At 46.4% G+C, this 16,137-nt stretch carries 15 protein-coding genes; 2 read left to right on the top strand and 13 right to left on the bottom strand.

The window, feature by feature from the left end:
- Window positions 1-15 precede the first annotated feature (15 nt).
- The 5 genes from AAAA73_RS12475 to AAAA73_RS12455 all read right to left on the bottom strand — a co-directional run bounded on the left by AAAA73_RS12475 (window position 16) and on the right by AAAA73_RS12455 (window position 6,947).
- The gene (locus tag AAAA73_RS12475) at window positions 16-1,569 is read right to left on the bottom strand and encodes a chemotaxis protein CheB (protein ID WP_340598656.1); all 1,554 of its coding nucleotides are present in this window, start codon (window positions 1,567-1,569) and stop codon (window positions 16-18) included.
- Window positions 1,566-2,333: a chemotaxis protein CheW gene (locus tag AAAA73_RS12470; RefSeq protein ID WP_340598654.1), complete on the bottom strand. Its 768-nt coding sequence runs from the start codon at window positions 2,331-2,333 to the stop codon at window positions 1,566-1,568. Before AAAA73_RS12470 ends, AAAA73_RS12475 begins: the two co-directional genes overlap by 4 nt.
- Complete coding sequence (locus AAAA73_RS12465; RefSeq protein ID WP_340598652.1) at window positions 2,330-4,057, bottom strand: chemotaxis protein CheA; 1,728 nt, start codon at window positions 4,055-4,057, stop codon at window positions 2,330-2,332. Before AAAA73_RS12465 ends, AAAA73_RS12470 begins: the two co-directional genes overlap by 4 nt.
- 277 nt (window positions 4,058-4,334) lie before the next feature.
- A complete protein-coding gene (locus AAAA73_RS12460) occupies window positions 4,335-5,855 on the bottom strand; it encodes a di-heme oxidoredictase family protein (protein WP_340598651.1) in 1,521 nt (506 codons plus the stop codon).
- Window positions 5,856-6,947, bottom strand: a complete 1,092-nt coding sequence (locus AAAA73_RS12455) for an imelysin family protein (RefSeq protein ID WP_340598650.1) — start codon at window positions 6,945-6,947, stop codon at window positions 5,856-5,858.
- A 314-nt stretch (window positions 6,948-7,261) separates the two neighbouring features.
- Here AAAA73_RS12455 and AAAA73_RS12450 point away from each other — a divergent pair, with 314 nt between their 5' ends.
- Window positions 7,262-7,603 (top strand): hypothetical protein, encoded by a 342-nt coding sequence (locus tag AAAA73_RS12450; RefSeq protein ID WP_340598649.1) that lies wholly within the window; start codon window positions 7,262-7,264, stop codon window positions 7,601-7,603.
- 45 nt (window positions 7,604-7,648) lie between these two features.
- On the opposite strand, the gene AAAA73_RS12445 is transcribed toward AAAA73_RS12450, so the two are convergent.
- Together AAAA73_RS12445 and AAAA73_RS12440 are read right to left on the bottom strand one after the other, a co-directional pair.
- Window positions 7,649-7,882 (bottom strand): DUF1653 domain-containing protein, encoded by a 234-nt coding sequence (locus AAAA73_RS12445; protein ID WP_340598648.1) that lies wholly within the window; start codon window positions 7,880-7,882, stop codon window positions 7,649-7,651.
- Between the two features lie 2 nt (window positions 7,883-7,884).
- Window positions 7,885-8,277: an HIT family protein gene (locus tag AAAA73_RS12440; protein ID WP_340598647.1), complete on the bottom strand. Its 393-nt coding sequence runs from the start codon at window positions 8,275-8,277 to the stop codon at window positions 7,885-7,887.
- A 102-nt stretch (window positions 8,278-8,379) separates the two neighbouring features.
- Here AAAA73_RS12440 and AAAA73_RS12435 point away from each other — a divergent pair, with 102 nt between their 5' ends.
- Window positions 8,380-9,273, top strand: coding sequence for a universal stress protein (locus AAAA73_RS12435; protein WP_340598646.1), 894 nt, complete (start codon window positions 8,380-8,382; stop codon window positions 9,271-9,273).
- A gap of 19 nt (window positions 9,274-9,292) precedes the next feature.
- Here AAAA73_RS12435 and AAAA73_RS12430 read toward each other — a convergent pair whose 3' ends face one another.
- The 6 genes from AAAA73_RS12430 to AAAA73_RS12405 all read right to left on the bottom strand — a co-directional run bounded on the left by AAAA73_RS12430 (window position 9,293) and on the right by AAAA73_RS12405 (window position 16,101).
- Entirely contained in the window at window positions 9,293-10,861 is a 1,569-nt protein-coding gene (locus AAAA73_RS12430) for a L,D-transpeptidase family protein (protein WP_340598645.1), read from the bottom strand.
- 224 nt (window positions 10,862-11,085) lie between these two features.
- Window positions 11,086-12,225, bottom strand: coding sequence for a citrate synthase (locus tag AAAA73_RS12425; protein ID WP_340598644.1), 1,140 nt, complete (start codon window positions 12,223-12,225; stop codon window positions 11,086-11,088).
- 51 nt (window positions 12,226-12,276) lie between these two features.
- Window positions 12,277-13,170: a PP2C family protein-serine/threonine phosphatase gene (locus AAAA73_RS12420; protein WP_340598643.1), complete on the bottom strand. Its 894-nt coding sequence runs from the start codon at window positions 13,168-13,170 to the stop codon at window positions 12,277-12,279.
- 80 nt (window positions 13,171-13,250) lie between these two features.
- Window positions 13,251-13,667, bottom strand: a complete 417-nt coding sequence (locus AAAA73_RS12415; RefSeq protein ID WP_340598642.1) for a DUF2388 domain-containing protein — start codon at window positions 13,665-13,667, stop codon at window positions 13,251-13,253.
- 14 nt (window positions 13,668-13,681) lie between these two features.
- Window positions 13,682-15,640: a DUF7844 domain-containing protein gene (locus tag AAAA73_RS12410; RefSeq protein WP_340598641.1), complete on the bottom strand. Its 1,959-nt coding sequence runs from the start codon at window positions 15,638-15,640 to the stop codon at window positions 13,682-13,684.
- Window positions 15,641-15,825: 185 nt separating this feature from the next.
- Entirely contained in the window at window positions 15,826-16,101 is a 276-nt protein-coding gene (locus AAAA73_RS12405; protein WP_340598640.1) for a DUF2388 domain-containing protein, read from the bottom strand.
- Window positions 16,102-16,137: the final 36 nt, after the last annotated feature.

Genomic DNA, 16,137 nt, shown 5'->3' with positions numbered 1-16,137 from the left:
TCAAAAGGAACAGTATTAGTAAAGATTTTGGTTACGATACTGCATTAAGTATCCAGCCAAAGCCTCTGCTTTTAGTACCTCATCCGCCACGCCAAGTTCAATGGCTTTTTGTGGTCCATACGGAAACTGAGCCTCAGATGGATTCTGAACAACACTCGCACCCCCGAGTTTCTGCACCTCGGTCAAACCATTTACGCCGTCCGTGCCAAATCCCCCAAGAAGGACGGCGAAAACACCTTTTCCGTAGGCACTTGCAGCTGATTGAAACAGCACGTTGCTGGAAGGCAACTGAGAAGCCACCGGGGCTCCCTTTTCCAATTTCAACATAGGGCCTTGTGCGCCTGGAGCAATTTTACCATGATGTTCCGAAGGAATGAAATACACGTGTCCCATTCGCAGGAAATCACCATCTTTACCCACTACCAAAGATACTTTTGAATTACCCTTTAGCTTAGATATATAGGCCGTCACGAAGTTTGTAACAGTACTACAAGAGACTACAACTGGTGGTGTATCCGCCGCAAGATTGGTGATGAATTTCTCCAATGCATCGGCACTTCCTGAATTACCACCAACAACAACCAGCTTCAATTCCGCCGCGCGACGCAAAGCCACTGTCGGCGCTGAAGCCCGAACTTCGGGTGCTGGATTTTCTTTGAGCTTTTTAATAACATTTACTGAAGCTGCAGCACGAACCTTGGTTACCAACTGTTCTGCCAATTGCTTTAAAACTTGAGGATCAAACTGTGACGGCTTGTGAACGAACTCAACAGCCCCCAAATTCAATGACTTCAAGGCCGCTTCACCTGTATTGGCCAATGACGAAACCATGACCACAGGAATCGGAAAGTGAGTCATGATCTTTTCCAGAAACATTACACCGGACATTTTTGGCATCTCGATGTCCAGGGTCATCACGTCCGGCTTTTTATTAACAATTAGGTCACGGGCCTGATAGGCATCAGCGGCAGCTCCAACCACTTCCAAACCACTGGCGGTGAATATCTTACTGAACAATGTACGTACTGTTGCCGAGTCATCAACAATCAGCACCTTAATGCTTTTTGCAACGGCCAGTGGCTTAAACCCCGAAACGTCCACTGGACTTTCCGAGCTGCCTTCTTTGGTTTGATTATGCAAGACATCCGCCGTCGCGGTATTAAACTTGATCGTTCGAGCGGATTCGCCACCGACATTCTTATCAACTATCGGAATGCCCAGCTGGCGCAATGTTGTTTCAGCGAATTCGATATTTCGGGAGCCAATGGCATCACCCAGCGAGGACACACTGATAACGTTGCCACCGCCATAAATCTTTGCTTTCAATTGACTGCGATTTGCGCCTAAACGCAGGCAATCATCCACAAGCATCTGAATGGCAAAGTTTCCATAGCGGGAGTTTGCACGCTCCCCTGACTGGGCTTCGGGCAAAAGATAGTGATTCAACCCGCCAATTTTTGTAGTCGGATCAAAGATCGCGACGGCAACACAAGAACCGAGAAGGGTTGAAATAATCGTCTCTTCTTTAAATGCTGCGTACTTACCTGGATACAAATAATGTGAATTCATGCGGCCACCAACTTTTCAATGTCGAGTACCATCACGCTGTGCTTGTCTTTTACAAAGAACTGTTTGATGAAAGGCACCGAAAGCATCGTTGGATGATCACTTAAATTTTGCATATCTCTGTCTTTTAAACTTATTAACTCGTCTGCCTCTGTCACCTTCAATGAAAAGCGCATGCCTTCATGTTCGCAGATGACATAGTAGCACTTACTTAAATCCACGGCATGAAAGCCGTAGGAATTCAAATCAATCACCGGAATCGCATCCCCACGGAACGGCAATAAACCCGCCAAACCTGGCTGGGCATCCGGCAGTATGTACACAGGCAGAACTCCGCTGATCTCAATGACGTTGCCGATCGGAACAACAAATTCCTGAGTTCCGGTTTTGCAATGCAGGAACAAAGCTTCGCGATTGCTTTGCGCAACCAGCGGGAATCGAGCGACAAGTTCCTCACTGTCCTTTTTTTCCGTCAAAAGCGCAGTTAAATACTTCAGCAGTAAGCCGAGTCCGGTGCGCAACTGTTCAACGGTGTCCAAGGAGTCTATTTTGCTTTTAAAGTCGGCAAGCCAGGATTCCAACTGAGCAAACTCATTGGTTTTGGCATCGATCTGCCAGGAATCGACGGATTCGCGTATCTCGAGCGTGACTTTCGCCAGCGTCGAGTCATCAAGCAAATCAATAAATGACTCAACATCTTTACTGGTTGATTCCAGGAAGTACTTTTTCAATTCCCATGTAAAATCATCGCCGAAGATGTCACTCATGCCGCGTTCTCCATAGGTAGAGCCTGTTTTAACATTGCCAGCAACTGTTCAGGATCAATGATATAGGTGACCTTTTCATCTGCAAGAATCGAGAACCCTTTAAAGCCCTTTTGCTCTTTAACGATATTCCCGAATCCCTTAACCACAAGATCTGTCTGGGCCTCTACCCGATCCACCAGCAATGCCACCATTGAGTTTTTTGCTCTGATAAAAACAGCAGTGCTTGCCGACACTTTGGATTCGTCCAGATTCAATCTGTCTTCACGAATCTCCTGATAACTTAGTAGCGGCACTGTTTGATTGTGGAACTGACAATAGCGAAGATGTTCGATGCGATTCAACTGCAGACCACTGCACGAGGTGATATGGGCCACAGAAGTTAACGGCACGGCAATTTGGAAACCATTCCAAGTCGCCAGCATTGCTGCTTCCACCAGGATATGCGACGGTGCTGGATAAACCAGAGTAAAGGTCGTTCCCAAGCCACTTTGAGTTGATATTGAAATACTACCACCGTATTTTTCAACCAGGGTTGATACCACATCCATTCCCACACCACGACCGGAGACGGTTGTGATCTTTTCTTTGGTGGAAAACCCTGGCTCAAAAATACACTTATATATTTCCTCATCAGAAACAGAACCGACGTCTTCAGGCCTGATCAGTTCATTGGCAAGAGCACGTTTTAGAATGCGCTCGCGATCCAAACCTTTACCGTCATCTTTCATGACAACATATATGGTCCCGCTGCGATCCGTGATTTCGATCGACAACTGTCCAATGGAAGGCTTGCCTGCCACCGTTCTTTCAAACTGATCTTCAATACCGTGATCGATGGAGTTGCGCACCAGATGGATCAGTGATTCAGAAATGTCCTTCGCCAAAGACTTATCGATGAAAAAGTCCAAACCGTTCATCTCCAGGTTCACTGTCTTATTAAGCTCGGTCGCAGTCTGACGAACCAAGACCGGAATTCCTTGAAAGCTCTCGTCGGCCTTTTCCTTGCGAATTACCTGAAGCTGGCTCTGGAATTGATCTGTGATCTTGGAGAGGTTTTGTGAAAAATCGGATTGGCGACGCTCAAACAGTTCCGGTTCCATGCGGAAGTTCACTGTCTGATTCATCATTGCGAAAAAATTCTTAAGCACCAGCAGCTCACCACTTAAGCGCAGCATTTCATTCAGTTGCTTGGTCGACATCCAAACGCCATCCTCATCACTTGATGGAGCAGATGACTTGGAGATCTTCTTGGTTTTCTTGGGAGCTTCCCCTGAAAACTGGAAACCATTGTAACGAGTGATTGTTTCGATCACTTCGCTTAGCTCCTCCGGATACAAATCACGCTTTTCACGCAAGGCATCCGCAAGTTGCTTCATCAGACGCGAACTCAATAGGAATAAATCGATGCATTCCTTGGAGACTGTTTGCGATTCACGCTTGATACGCGTAAGCAATGCTTCGAATTCGTGTGACAGGGAAGCCAGCAACTGACCGCCGGGAACAGATCCCACACTGCCTTTGATAGTATGTACTTTTCGGAACAACACATTGATTTGCTCGATATCATTTGGCGCATCTTCAAGCTTCATGATTTGCGCATCGAGACCTTGCAGAATTTCTTTGGACTCCTCAAAAAAGACGCGCGAAACCTCTTCGATTTGCTCAAAGTCTATCAGTCCGGAAAAATCCGGCAGATCATTTGCGTCGTTTTGATCATCCATCATAGCTGTGAATTTATCGGAATTTCGTATATTTAAGAGAGGCTAAGAACTGAAATGCGAGGGCCAGATTTGAAAAAAGGAAAGGCGGCCTTGAGAGCCGCCTTTGTTTGGAATACTTTCGATTCCTCGGCGAAGGTCGAGTCGGCTAAGAAGCCGCCACCTCCGCCTTGGTTATGTCACATGTTTTAACCATAAGACCACCCCCTTCCCAGCCCCAATAGAGGCTTTCGTCAATCATAACTGATTCGGAGTCTGGGTTTCCACTGTTTCTAAGTCTTGATTATAAGGACTTCAAAAACTGAATCAAAGCGATACGTTGATCCTTGGTAAGTTGAGTAAATTTGGTTTTGGAATATTCCGCTTCGCCTCCGTGCCACAGAATGGCCTCTTCCAGAGTGCGTGCACGTCCATCATGCAGAAAGCCAGCGCGTGGATTGATCGTTTGAGTTTGTCCGATACCCCATAGTGGACGAGTCTTCCACTGATTGCCTGAAGCATCGAAATCTCTGCGACCATCCGCCAAACCAGGTCCCATGTCATGCAGTAGCATGTCAGTGAATGGGTAAATCTTTTGATTGGCAAAGGCCGAGATCGCATGAGGTCCCGTCACAAAACTTGGTTGATGGCAGCTCGTGCAACTGGTTTGGTTAAACAATCGGGCGCCTTCAATTACAACGGGATTATCCACATTGCGACGGGAAGGAACAGCCAGTGTTTGAGAGTAAAAAACTATATCGTCGGCAACCTGATTTGCTGCCTGAGGCGCTGGAAGTTGTGGACGGTTCTCCATGAACTTCTCATAAAGCGGTGTATCCACGATGCTTTCATTGGGAAATGCATAATTAGTTACGCCGATATCACCACGAAGAGCCCCCAACGATTGATGAAATACCGAAGGCGTGTTGTTTTTCAAACCAAAACGACCCAACGACACCGGATACGCCTCACCTCTCATGGACTTTTCAATATCAAATACCATGTTAACCTGACCGGAGATTCCTTCCGCCGACAGATCGCGAGCCGCCAAAGATCGAATGTCAGATTCTTTGATCGCCTCAAGCAATCCCAAGCCGATCATCGGCGTCCCCATACGAGGACCCATCTTAACGTCTTTCTCGAACAATCGTGACCGAACTTGCCCGGTCACTGAGTCAAAATACTGGTCGTACGGAGCAGTCACTGTGAAGATCGGTTTGCGTAGTCCAACAACTGATCCGTCAGGATATGTGAACTGTGAAGTTTCATAGCTCATCCAAACCTGAGCCTGACCGACCCCCTGCATTTCCGGGCGAACTCCCAGCGAACCCAAGTGAAACAATTGATCAGAAAAACCAGGTACCGGAGTTGGTGCTCCCCAATTATTGGAAGCAGACTTCGCTTGCGGTACTGCCGTTTCAATACTGATTCTTAAGAAAACCGCCTCGTTTTGACGAAGCAAAACTTTCTCCTGACCAATTGGCAAAACAGGAAGAGCCCCACGACCGTCTTTGGCATGGCAGGCATTGCAGTTTGTATTGTTGAAAACAGGACCCAAGCCATGATCCTGGCGCGAAGGATCGTCAGAAAAATTTCTTTCAAACAAAGCATCACCGGTAAAATGACGTCGGATTTCATCCTCAGTCAAATTCGCGGCAGGATTTCTGAACGCCTGAATGGACTCTCGCTTAAAAATAACTGTGGTATCACCACCCGACATGACCGCGTGCACGTAATCCATGTCGATGGCATGGGAATTTGAAGCGGCAATCGCAGCTCCACCAATGAACAATTGAAGTGTTAATAGCAGAGCTGGAGTTTTCATCTATTGCTTGTCAACCAAGGGCAAAACTTGTGTTTCCAAAACGGCTTGCAACTGATTCAAAGCCTGAATCGCCTGAGTTGCACGTTGACGACCATCCACAGTGAATATCGCCTGACCCATGTCACCGCCGCCCGCAGGACGGATCGCCTGAATCAACTGCATGCATGCAAGGATGTGTTGTTCAATCTGTTGTGCCAGTAGAGGATTGTGACGCTCAACCATGGCTTTGATTCCAGGTCCTTTGGAAGTTCTGTAGGTACCAGTATAAACTGAGTAAATTGAACGGATATTGAAGGTGTAATCATTCAAAGAGTTCCAGGAAAACGGAGACTCGATCAAACCCACATTTGCAGAGCTAATATCAGCACCCATTGGCTCAGCAATTTTTGCGTTGGCCACTTCGTCTGCAATGGCGATCATGCCATTCACAAGCTCTTCCATAACTGCAGCGTCGGAAGTGTAAAACGGATTATTTGAACCTGGTTGAGCAAAAATGGCAGAATAACCCGGAGTTGTTGTATCTTCCGGATTGTAGTTGGTTGTCCAGGAATTGGCCAACGCCACAGCATACTCCATTTCCAATTGGGCTGCTGCTTGAAGGTATTCAAAATGTCTTTGTGTGAATTGAGACAAGGGTCTGGAATTAGTTCGGATACCATCACCGAACAGCAGATACTCGATCGTGTGGAAACCTTGAAGGTTTGTTCCAAGACCGCGAATCATATCCGTCGTGATTGGAGTGTTGATTGCCAACACAGAATCAAGATCCTGCTTATTCAAAGGCCATGTATCCAGCATCGGATCAATTCCAAGAGAATCCACCGGACCGAACAAGAAAGCTTCAGAAGACTCCCATGGCATGCGAGCGCCACGCCAAGCAGCCTGAGCCTGAGCCAAGTTGGATTCATTTGGGTTTTGAACGAAAATATCGACTGCTTGCTTTAAGGAAACAGTTGCATGAGCAAACTCAACATATGTTGCAGAGATCACGTTGTAGGAAATATGGCTGATGATTTCCTGATTGCTGGCTGCCGATGCGCTCATCCCGAACACGGCCGAAAATGCGGCTACCATTAACTTCAGAGTTTTCATTTCGTCTCCTGTTAAATTGCCTGGCCCAAACGTCCAGTACATTAGTGATTGGCATTCGTACTGGAGCAACGACCGGAACGAATGCACGGCTCCTTCAAATCAGTACTCTCCGAGGCAAAGGCCTGCAAAGATAAATAAGGGCTTGCGGAGTCATATAGGTGACCTTAACAAACGTCAAATTCACCCTGGAATTATGCTCCCCGCTGACTACCAACTGAGAATCAGTCGGGAAGAAAAGAAAGCCCCTTGTAAGAATGACAAACCCCTCCGACGGAGTCGGAGATTTGCGAATTTAGGATGTTCAAGGAGGAACGATGAAAACTCTAATTACGGCAGCTTTGATGACTTTGATTGGCGCATCCGCGCAAGCCACAGACTTGAAGGTTTCCTGCACAGTTACTGAAAACAATGATCTGCAACTGGAAACAGTGATCAAACCAACTTTGAACGGCTACGGTAAAATTGGTGACATTGATGGCTACAGTTTCCGCATTCGCAACAATGATGGCAGCCGTGTTTCCCTTGAAATTTTTGATATTGCTGGTGAAGGCCGTTACTACGCTGATGCAACTTTGTTAAAAGCCGGCGACTCCGTTGTTAATACAATCTGGAGAAGAGACGTTCTGCTTGAAGTCTCCTGCCAAATCCCAGAGTAACTTAAAGTTTCAAAAAAAATCCCCGCCTGATACGCGGGGATTTTTTTATTCATACTGAAACTCGAATCGCGGAACCATTTTCCCATCGACCTCAATAGGTGACGACCACAACTCCAAGGGCCGCGCCCAAAGTCTTCCCAGTGAATTTTCATACAAACATTCATACAGAACGATATCTTCCAACGTTTCAGAATGCTTTCCCACGCCAATCACGCGATAGAACTTGCCTTTATAATGTTTGTAAATGGCACCGCTGACCGGAGCCTTAGGCTTTTGCATGACTACCCCAGGTGTTTGATGATTTCCTGCTGAATTTGCTTCATATCAGCATCAGATCGGCGTTGTGCACGTTTAAAATCCAAATCAGGAATGGACCAAGCCGGAATCAAATGCAGATGATAATGAGGGACTTCGAAACCCGCCACAATTTGCCCCACACGTGGAGATCCGGAAGCTTTTAAAACTGCTTTTCCAATTTTCTGCGACACTTTATGTAGATGCGCATAAGTGTCAGCAGGAACTTCTGTCCAATGATTGAACTCTTCTTTGGTAATGACCAAAGTATGTCCCAAATTCACCTGATCCAATGCCAAAAACGACAATACTTTGTCGTCTTCATAGATTTTATAACAAGGCAATTCACCAGCGATAATCTTAGTAAAAATTGAAGCCATTTGCTCCCTCACTTCTTTAGCCCTCAAAGTATAGAAGTGAGACAAAACTCAGGCAATGACATTCGACTCTGACAAGGAGTACAATAGTATTCGGAGGTGTTTATGGCGAGCAAGTATATGTTAATTGCCGATGACGTGCTGGATGTAACCCCCGGGGCTAAAAAAAGGTCTGAGCTGATTCGACAATGCGGGTTGGGTCTTGCAACCCAGTTAAAAGCACCCGTAAAACTTCTGTATGTTCAAAACCCTATCGATATCACTTTGAAATCCGCCGACCGCGAGCGCATCAGAAAATCCCTGGATATGGCTCGCCAAAACAACCCTAAAGTTCAAGTTGTGGAAGCCTACGGAAATCCAGTCGACGAGATATTCAGGCTCGAAAATACTTCTCCTGCGCCCGGAATGATTGTTTTGGGGAGTCAGGGAAAAAAGGGACTGGAGAGATTTTTTCTGGGTAGCGTTGCCGAAGAAGTCGTCAGAAATGCCATCGTGCCAATCATGGTCATTGGCCCCAAAGTAATCAAAGCACCGACCGACAAAGGTAAAATACTGGTGGCAACCGATCTTACCAACAACAGTCGCCGCGCTGAAGCTTATGCGAAAAGACTGGCAAAAGCCCTCAAGGCCGAGGTCGTATTGCTTTACTCCTCAGTGGAAACTCTGCGCATTGCTGATCAGTACGCCGCAATGTCTGGAACTAATTTTATCGATGAAGGTACCATCAACACGTTGAATTCAAAATCGTTGGAAGCCCTTAAGAAGAAGGTCAAACTTTTCAAAGTGGACGGTGTGAAATGCTCGTTCAAAATTGATGACAACAGCGCCAGCTCACAGGTAGCGATCACTGCTGAAACCAGCAAAGGTGGATATCAGTATCTGGTTATGGGCACCCATGGAAGAAGCTCATTTGTTAAGGCTTTCCTGGGAAGCACGGCCCGGGATACGATCAAGAACAGCTCCATCCCGACGATAGTTATTCGCTCCAACAGTAAGTAGTTTCTGATCTTTGAGCGCCCTAGAAAGGCGCTCGCATCAACGATAGAATTGCTGAATTTTGCTTATACGAATCCTCTGCAAACCGGATCACGCGATCCGAAAACATTTGCGAGGTAATAAAGCCGATATAGACCGGCATCGCCTGCGGCAATCTGATCTTAGTATCCTTGGTCATGACCTGACCGGGTTGCGCTACGGTGCTTTCAATTGCCTGGCGATCCCACTCCGTTCCCTTCAGCAGATACTCCGCCAGATCCAAAGGTTTTTCCAATCGCACACAGCCCGAACTTAGCTGCCTGTTTGCTTGCGCAAACAATTCCCGTTGGTTGGTATCATGCAAATAAATGGAGTATGAGTTGGTGAGATCAAACTTGACCACTCCCAAGGCATTTCCCATATGTGGCTTTTGTCGAATGTAGATATTTGCATCCGCGCCGGAATCAATCGCCCACCAGTCGATACTTGCAGGATCCAACCGCTTCGTGAACTCCCTGTTCCAAACTTCGTAGTTGTGCGAGTCAAAGTAACGGTTTATTTCCGACCGGCTTAGCTTTTTGATCTCTTCAACCTTGTCTTCAATAAAGATCGTAGGCGGTACCACCCAGAATGGATTCAGAATGACCCGCACGATACTGTCGGCCATGGTCGGAGTTTTTCTGGCAGGACGGCCACTGATAGATTTAAATGCCATGGAGTAAGGCTGCGCCCGATCCACCATCCCGAAGTACGTCATCGCCGTATTTACAAATACATATCGTTCAGGAAAAGTTTGTGGAAACCATCGCATCTTTTCCATGTCAGCTTGCAACTGGCGTGTACGATCTTTACACGACACACTTAAGAACTTCCAAGTACGGCCCCCTGGAGACAACACACCATCGGGTTTCCAATGCAAATTCCATTGAATGTCATTAATTGCCCGCACCGTTTCAGCGTCAAAGGTTTCATCAAAATTTCCAATTGGGTAGCCAAGCAGATTGAGGCGTTTTTTAATGTCGATGACCGCAGGATTTTTAGTATTGAATTTAAGGGCCTTTTTAAAAGGCTTCAGCGGCGCCCAGGTTCCGTCACTGCAAGATGGATAAATCTTTGCCATGGCGGCCTTCAATGAATTGTAAGGCGGACTTTGTGGCGCCAGACTGTCCATCACAAGATTTGGCTTATTACCGCTGGCATTCACAAGCATCTGCAGGTATTTGACAGAAATGAAGTTCTTTTTGGAAAGCTTAATATCAGGTCCCAGCTGCTCTGGGTTGACACTTCCCACAGAAACATCCTTCAAGAGTCTCAAGTAGTATTCGTCGGCTTTTGCTTTCAGACCCGGCGCCGTAGCTCCGCCTGATTGATATGCTTTTTCCATATCAGAGCGCCAATAATATGCCGGATTCACGCCATGAATCCAGGATTGTAAAACTGTATTTCGGATGTCGTCCACACTCATGTTCTCGAACAAGGCTATGTAGTCAGCGGCGGGAAAGTACTCGCGCTGGCCATTCGGACCTGAAGTGTATTGAGCGCCGACGGGTTCTGCATCAAAGAGGCACACAACGGCAAATGAACCAAGAAAGACTCTCCAGGGTATTTTCATAGCTAGATTCTCCTTGCTCTCCCTCCATACTCTTACCGCAATGGCTCGAATGTTAGAGTCAGCAAGGCCGTCGGCCAGAAAATTTCGAAATCAAAACGAATGGACTGCATTCCTACAAATAAAAAAGGGAGTCTTACGACTCCCTTTTGAGACCAAAGTTTTTTCAAATCCTACTCCGGCGAAACCGGAGTGAATAAAATACTCCGGCAACGCCGGAGTGAATGCTACCTTTGGTTAGCAGGTTTCCAAGTCAAACCTTCTTTACCAGCCCATTTACCACGAGGACGGTAGATACGGTTGTTCGCGTATTGCTCGAATGCATGTGCACACCAGCCAGAGATACGAGAAGCTGCGAAGATTGGAGTGAACAAATCAGTTGGGATACCCATTGAGAAGTACACAGTCGCAGAATAGAAATCCACGTTCGGCATCAAACCTTTTTCTTTGTACATAGTATCGTCGATCAAAGTCGACATTTGGTACATAGTTTCCATGCCAGCCGCTTTAGTCAATTTTTCAGACATAGCGCGAAGGATGCGAGCACGAGGGTCGCCGTTTTTGTATACGCGGTGACCGATACCCATAACTTTTTCTTTCGCTTGAAGAGCGTCTTTTACGAATTGTTGAGCTTTATCCATTGTGCCGATTTTTTGAAGCATCAAGATAACTTGCTCATTCGCTCCGCCATGCAAAGGGCCTTTCAAGGCGCCAATCGCAGATACGATTGCAGAGTGAAGATCAGACAATGAAGAAGCTGTTACGCGAGTTGCGAATGCAGAGCAGTTCAACTCATGGTCAGCGTGAAGGATCAAGCAAGTGTCCATTACTTTCACGTGTTCAGCATTAGGCTCTTTGCCGCCAGTAAGCATGTACATCATGTTCCAAGCCATAGACTTGTCAGTTTTTGGAGCTACAGGCTCTTTGCCTTTGCGGATTGCATCGAATGCACAAAGAAGAGTTCCCATTTTCGCAGTCAAACGAACAGATTTGCGAAGGTTTGCTTCAGCAGACATGTCGTTAGCGTCTTTATCGTAGTGAGCCATCAAAGAAACAGCCGTACGCAACCAACCCATTGGGTGAACGTCAGTTGGGATACCTTTTAGAACTTTGATAAAGTCTGGAGACAACGCCATTTCAGCGTGAAGCTCTTTAGAGAATGTTTCCAATTCAGAAGCATTTGGAAGCTTGTCGTTCCAAAGAAGGTATGTCACTTCCTCGAATGTGGAGTTCGCAGCCAAATCGTCGATTGTGTAACCGCGGAAATTAAGATTATCGCCAACGATAAAAGATACTTTCGTTGTACATGCTACTACGCCTTCTAAGCCTTTATCCAAGGCGCCTTCGTAGATATTTACTTCAGCCATTGTGGGGTTCCTTTCCAGTGGAATTAGATAAAATAAGTCATATAAAAACAGCTAGTTCTTGGCAAGCTTGATCACTCGATCCTTCACCTCAGTGACGATCAGAGTCTGATCACGAACGGGGTCTTCTTTGCCTGTGTACTGTTGATTCAAATACAGAATCTCGTTACGCAGCTCGTGAACACCCTGACGAGGTGCCTTGGATATGGCATCCATCAGATTGTGCCCGCCCCAGCCAACTCCCAATGAGTTTTGAGAGTTTTTAAGTCCTTCAGTAGCCAGTATCAGTCTATCACGGGGATTCAATTGCACCGTGCGACTTTGAGGCTCCGTGTTAAAATCCTTACCAAGGCTTGGTCCTGTCGCCATGAGCTCAGAAAGACCTTCCTTGCCGTATATCTGGTGAAATCCATCGATGTCACCTACTGAACAATACTGAAATTCATAACTGCGTCGATCGACGATACCGTAAAAGATGTTCGCGCGATCTTCATTCGTAATATTTGGAACAACGTCTTTAGCCAATATACCCACTACCTTGTGGGCTTCAAGGCCGCGACGCGCTTCCATCTGAGATGAAATTTTAATGATAACCGAAAGCAGCATCGATGAGAGTGAGTAGCCCGTCGCGCTAGAAATCAGAATGCCAAATTTGAGTTTGTCTTCATGTTCGAAGATATCAAAGTAGTCCCCGCCGGACCGAGTGCCCGGCAAAAATTTGGTGCTGAACTCGAATCCTTGTACGTTTGGCAATTCAGTGGGGGAAAGCTTTTTTTGCAGAGTCTGAGCCATCTTCAATTCCTGGCTCATCTGCATGATCATTTTCTCTAAAGCTTGATTGGCTTTGCCCAGTTCCAGGCGATAACGATGAACCTCGGCTTCTTTGACAGCGAGTTCATGTTCTAAATCTGAGATGCGTTCTTTAAGAGCGTTTGGATCATTCGACATAGCGCTCTTATTTTAGATTTGTTTTCAGGCCGAGTCAGGCAGTGATTCCTGACTCGGTCCTTGGTCGGGTCGAGATGCGGCTATTCGTTGAAGTTCAGGATCGCTTCCGCCAACTGCGTATCAGAACTCTTATCTGTTGGAACCGCTGCACGCAATTCCTCAAGAGCTTTTACCAGTTTGGCACCTTTTGTTCCGTCCACAAGGAACAAAGCCGCGTCGTCTTTCGCGCTGTTAATCAACTGTTTGTAGTGGCAGCCTGGACCTGTTGAGCAGATACTCGCCAAAGATAAAAACATGGCACCCGTCGCTGCACTCATCGCCGACATGGCTTCGTCTTCATTGGAACGACCGTGATGTCCACCACCATGACCATGACCACCGCCACCTGGGTAGTATACCGGGCCTGGAGCCGGAGGTGGGACAGGACCTGGATAGTATTGAGCCATCGCAGATACACCAGTAAGCAAAATGATTGTTGTTAAAACCGCTTTTTTCATAGGGTCACCCTTTCCTACTTCTCGCGAAGCAGCGTCTGTAGCAATTTAATATTTTCGTTACTTGTTTCGACTTCTTTCAGAAGCATCGGATCCGTCAACTGATCAGCTATCCTTTGAGTTTCCTTGGAAATCTCCACGGACTCGTCGGCTTTTTGATCCACTAAAGCCGATGCCTGGGACATTTCTTTGGAGTCCGGCAAACCATAGCCGGAACCTCTTGGCAAAAAGGAGGATGGCTTCGCAAAAAGTTGAGAAAGCGCAAGATAGTTATCCGCTGCCTTCACCCCGGTGCTTTTTGAGTTTCCACTCTGCTTCTGTGACTCAGAAATCACTTGAGTCAATTCCTGCATGATCGCATTCTGTAGCTGTCTTTGTGCTGCAAGCTCCAACACGAACAAAGATGCCGTAACTTTCTTATAGTTGGCTTGAGATTTATTAATGCCTTTGATGATTCCACTACGATAAGCCGCAGTTGATTCCACCCATTGTTTAAAATCCTTGGCGCCTGTCAAACCAGCTTCATGAATTATCTGGAAAGTCTTACTGTAGCGCTCTTCATAGGAATCGAAATAGTAGCCCAATTCCAACGCGGATTTCATATCAAAGAACACGCGTTCATTGCCTATGCCTTGCTTTAAAAGAACATCATACAGGCCTTTTGGCGTTTTAATTTCCGTATTCATGATGGCTGGCGACAATAGAACCGACTGCAACAAATCCATGGTCTCGGTCGCACAATTATTCGTAATAAACTTATACTGGCCGTTGTAGCCCCAGTGAATTTCAACAGAACGCTCAATCAGATTCTGAATCTGTGCACGCGTCAGGGCCAAAGGCAAACTGCGCAAAGCACGGAACTGAGTTTTCGCGTATTCATCAATTACCTGATTCAAAGGAAGAATAAATAACCGCGAAGGGTAGTCTCCAACCAATCCCGCCCAAGCATTCAACTGCAAAGAGTCGACGAATGCGCGATAGCTAAGAACCAGATGATATTCGACATCACGAAGGCAATCCGGTCCCACAAACTTACGTTGTGGCGAGCAAGTAACCAAACGCACCATCGCATGTCCCCATCCGGCGGAAAGGTCACTGCCTTTTTCGGCAAACAGATAGTGAACCTGGTAAACGCGATTCGGATCAATTGAAAGAACTTGTGCCAATTTATAGGAGCTGTTTGGAATCACATAGCCCAACTCCTGCTCACAAGTCACATCCTTGAAAGGAATATGCTGGAACTGGCTGGACAATACTTTGTACATGCCTGGACGACGGCATTTAAACTGCGGATCCATAAGGAAGTATTCCATATTCACTGCAAGATACTCTTTTGGATTTTGCAACTCATAAAGATCCGGAGTGCGTTGATTCAAACCGTTCTCTGGTTGACCAGCCCAACCTGCGACCTGAAGGAAATACGGATTTTTAGAGAACGACGTTGTCATGTCCTCGTAGTATTTGCAGGCATAGGGACGAGCTCCATCACGGATACGATCATCCTTGGATTTTGCAAATTTGGTATCACAGCGTCTGATCATTTCCTTTTCAGAATCACTGTGAACATTGGCAAAATCATACAGGTGAGTGGTTTCATGCAAAACAGTCGCAAGAATTTCCGCATACATGGTTTTATGTTTGCGATCGGTCTTTTTGGAATTAAGAGGACCTTTGACGATTTCACCCAAAGTGCTGTTATCCAGAGTCAGGTCACGACCTTGGAAGCTGGCTTTACCCAGGGCCGACTGCAGACCAAATGATGGAAGTTTATCAAAGCGAACCGCAACGGTTCCAAGTGCGGATTTCAAAGTTTCCGGAAGCTTCTGCTCAGCTTGCTTTAACAAGTCCTGAACAGCTAGTTTTTGTGATGAAGAAAGTGGAGTCACCACCTGGTATTCAAAAGCCTGGGCCGAAACCACAGTAAACAGCGGAAGGGTCATGGCTAGCAAATGTTTGAAATTGGGTGTTTTCATCATTCCCAACAACCTTCAAACTCCCTGCCATCGGAAGACTTTCTCAAATAGAACCAATCGTTTATAAGCCATTTTAGATGCTTGAAAGATGAACAGGTGCCGGTTTTGGGCAGCGAAAATGCTTCGCCTATCTCAAAATAAAAGCCACCCTGATGGGTGGCTTTTTCAAAGATTTGAACTTTAAAAGTCTATTTTAGCTTCAAAATCTCTTCTGCAATTTGCAGATCGTTTGCCGTGGTTCTGTTAACGTGGCGAACAGCTTCCAGAGCCGCTTGCAAGTTTGGTCCACGCACTTGGCCATCTGTCGCGATAAACATCGCTGCATCATCCTGAGCACCAATCAAAATACGCTTGTAGTCTTCTTCAGCTTGGTTTGCCTGAGTGATTTTTACGGACGTCGTAATCTCCAACGCCATCGCATTCATTGATAAAGCTGTCACAAGGACAAATAAGATTGATTTCATTTTACTTCCTTCTTTTATCGTTGGGATTCAGGTTCG

It is taken from the genome of Bdellovibrio sp. GT3, from assembly GCF_037996765.1.
In the GTDB taxonomy this organism is placed as follows: Bacteria; Bdellovibrionota; Bdellovibrionia; order Bdellovibrionales; family Bdellovibrionaceae; genus Bdellovibrio.
The sequence above is the reverse complement of the archived record's forward strand: the minus strand, read 5'-3'. Positions and strand labels throughout refer to the sequence as shown.

Excerpts from the sequence above, each read along its gene's own strand:
- AAAA73_RS12475 (WP_340598656.1), bottom strand. The coding sequence starts at position 1,569 with ATGAATTCACATTATTTGTATCCAGGTAAGTACGCAGCATTTAAAGAA.
- AAAA73_RS12470 (WP_340598654.1), bottom strand. The coding sequence starts at position 2,333 with ATGAGTGACATCTTCGGCGATGATTTTACATGGGAATTGAAAAAGTAC.
- AAAA73_RS12465 (WP_340598652.1), bottom strand. The coding sequence starts at position 4,057 with ATGATGGATGATCAAAACGACGCAAATGATCTGCCGGATTTTTCCGGA.
- AAAA73_RS12460 (WP_340598651.1), bottom strand. The coding sequence starts at position 5,855 with ATGAAAACTCCAGCTCTGCTATTAACACTTCAATTGTTCATTGGTGGA.
- AAAA73_RS12455 (WP_340598650.1), bottom strand. The coding sequence starts at position 6,947 with ATGAAAACTCTGAAGTTAATGGTAGCCGCATTTTCGGCCGTGTTCGGG.
- AAAA73_RS12450 (WP_340598649.1), top strand. The coding sequence starts at position 7,262 with ATGAAAACTCTAATTACGGCAGCTTTGATGACTTTGATTGGCGCATCC.
- AAAA73_RS12445 (WP_340598648.1), bottom strand. The coding sequence starts at position 7,882 with ATGCAAAAGCCTAAGGCTCCGGTCAGCGGTGCCATTTACAAACATTAT.
- AAAA73_RS12440 (WP_340598647.1), bottom strand. The coding sequence starts at position 8,277 with ATGGCTTCAATTTTTACTAAGATTATCGCTGGTGAATTGCCTTGTTAT.
- AAAA73_RS12435 (WP_340598646.1), top strand. The coding sequence starts at position 8,380 with ATGGCGAGCAAGTATATGTTAATTGCCGATGACGTGCTGGATGTAACC.
- AAAA73_RS12430 (WP_340598645.1), bottom strand. The coding sequence starts at position 10,861 with ATGAAAATACCCTGGAGAGTCTTTCTTGGTTCATTTGCCGTTGTGTGC.
- AAAA73_RS12425 (WP_340598644.1), bottom strand. The coding sequence starts at position 12,225 with ATGGCTGAAGTAAATATCTACGAAGGCGCCTTGGATAAAGGCTTAGAA.
- AAAA73_RS12420 (WP_340598643.1), bottom strand. The coding sequence starts at position 13,170 with ATGTCGAATGATCCAAACGCTCTTAAAGAACGCATCTCAGATTTAGAA.
- AAAA73_RS12415 (WP_340598642.1), bottom strand. The coding sequence starts at position 13,667 with ATGAAAAAAGCGGTTTTAACAACAATCATTTTGCTTACTGGTGTATCT.
- AAAA73_RS12410 (WP_340598641.1), bottom strand. The coding sequence starts at position 15,640 with ATGATGAAAACACCCAATTTCAAACATTTGCTAGCCATGACCCTTCCG.
- AAAA73_RS12405 (WP_340598640.1), bottom strand. The coding sequence starts at position 16,101 with ATGAAATCAATCTTATTTGTCCTTGTGACAGCTTTATCAATGAATGCG.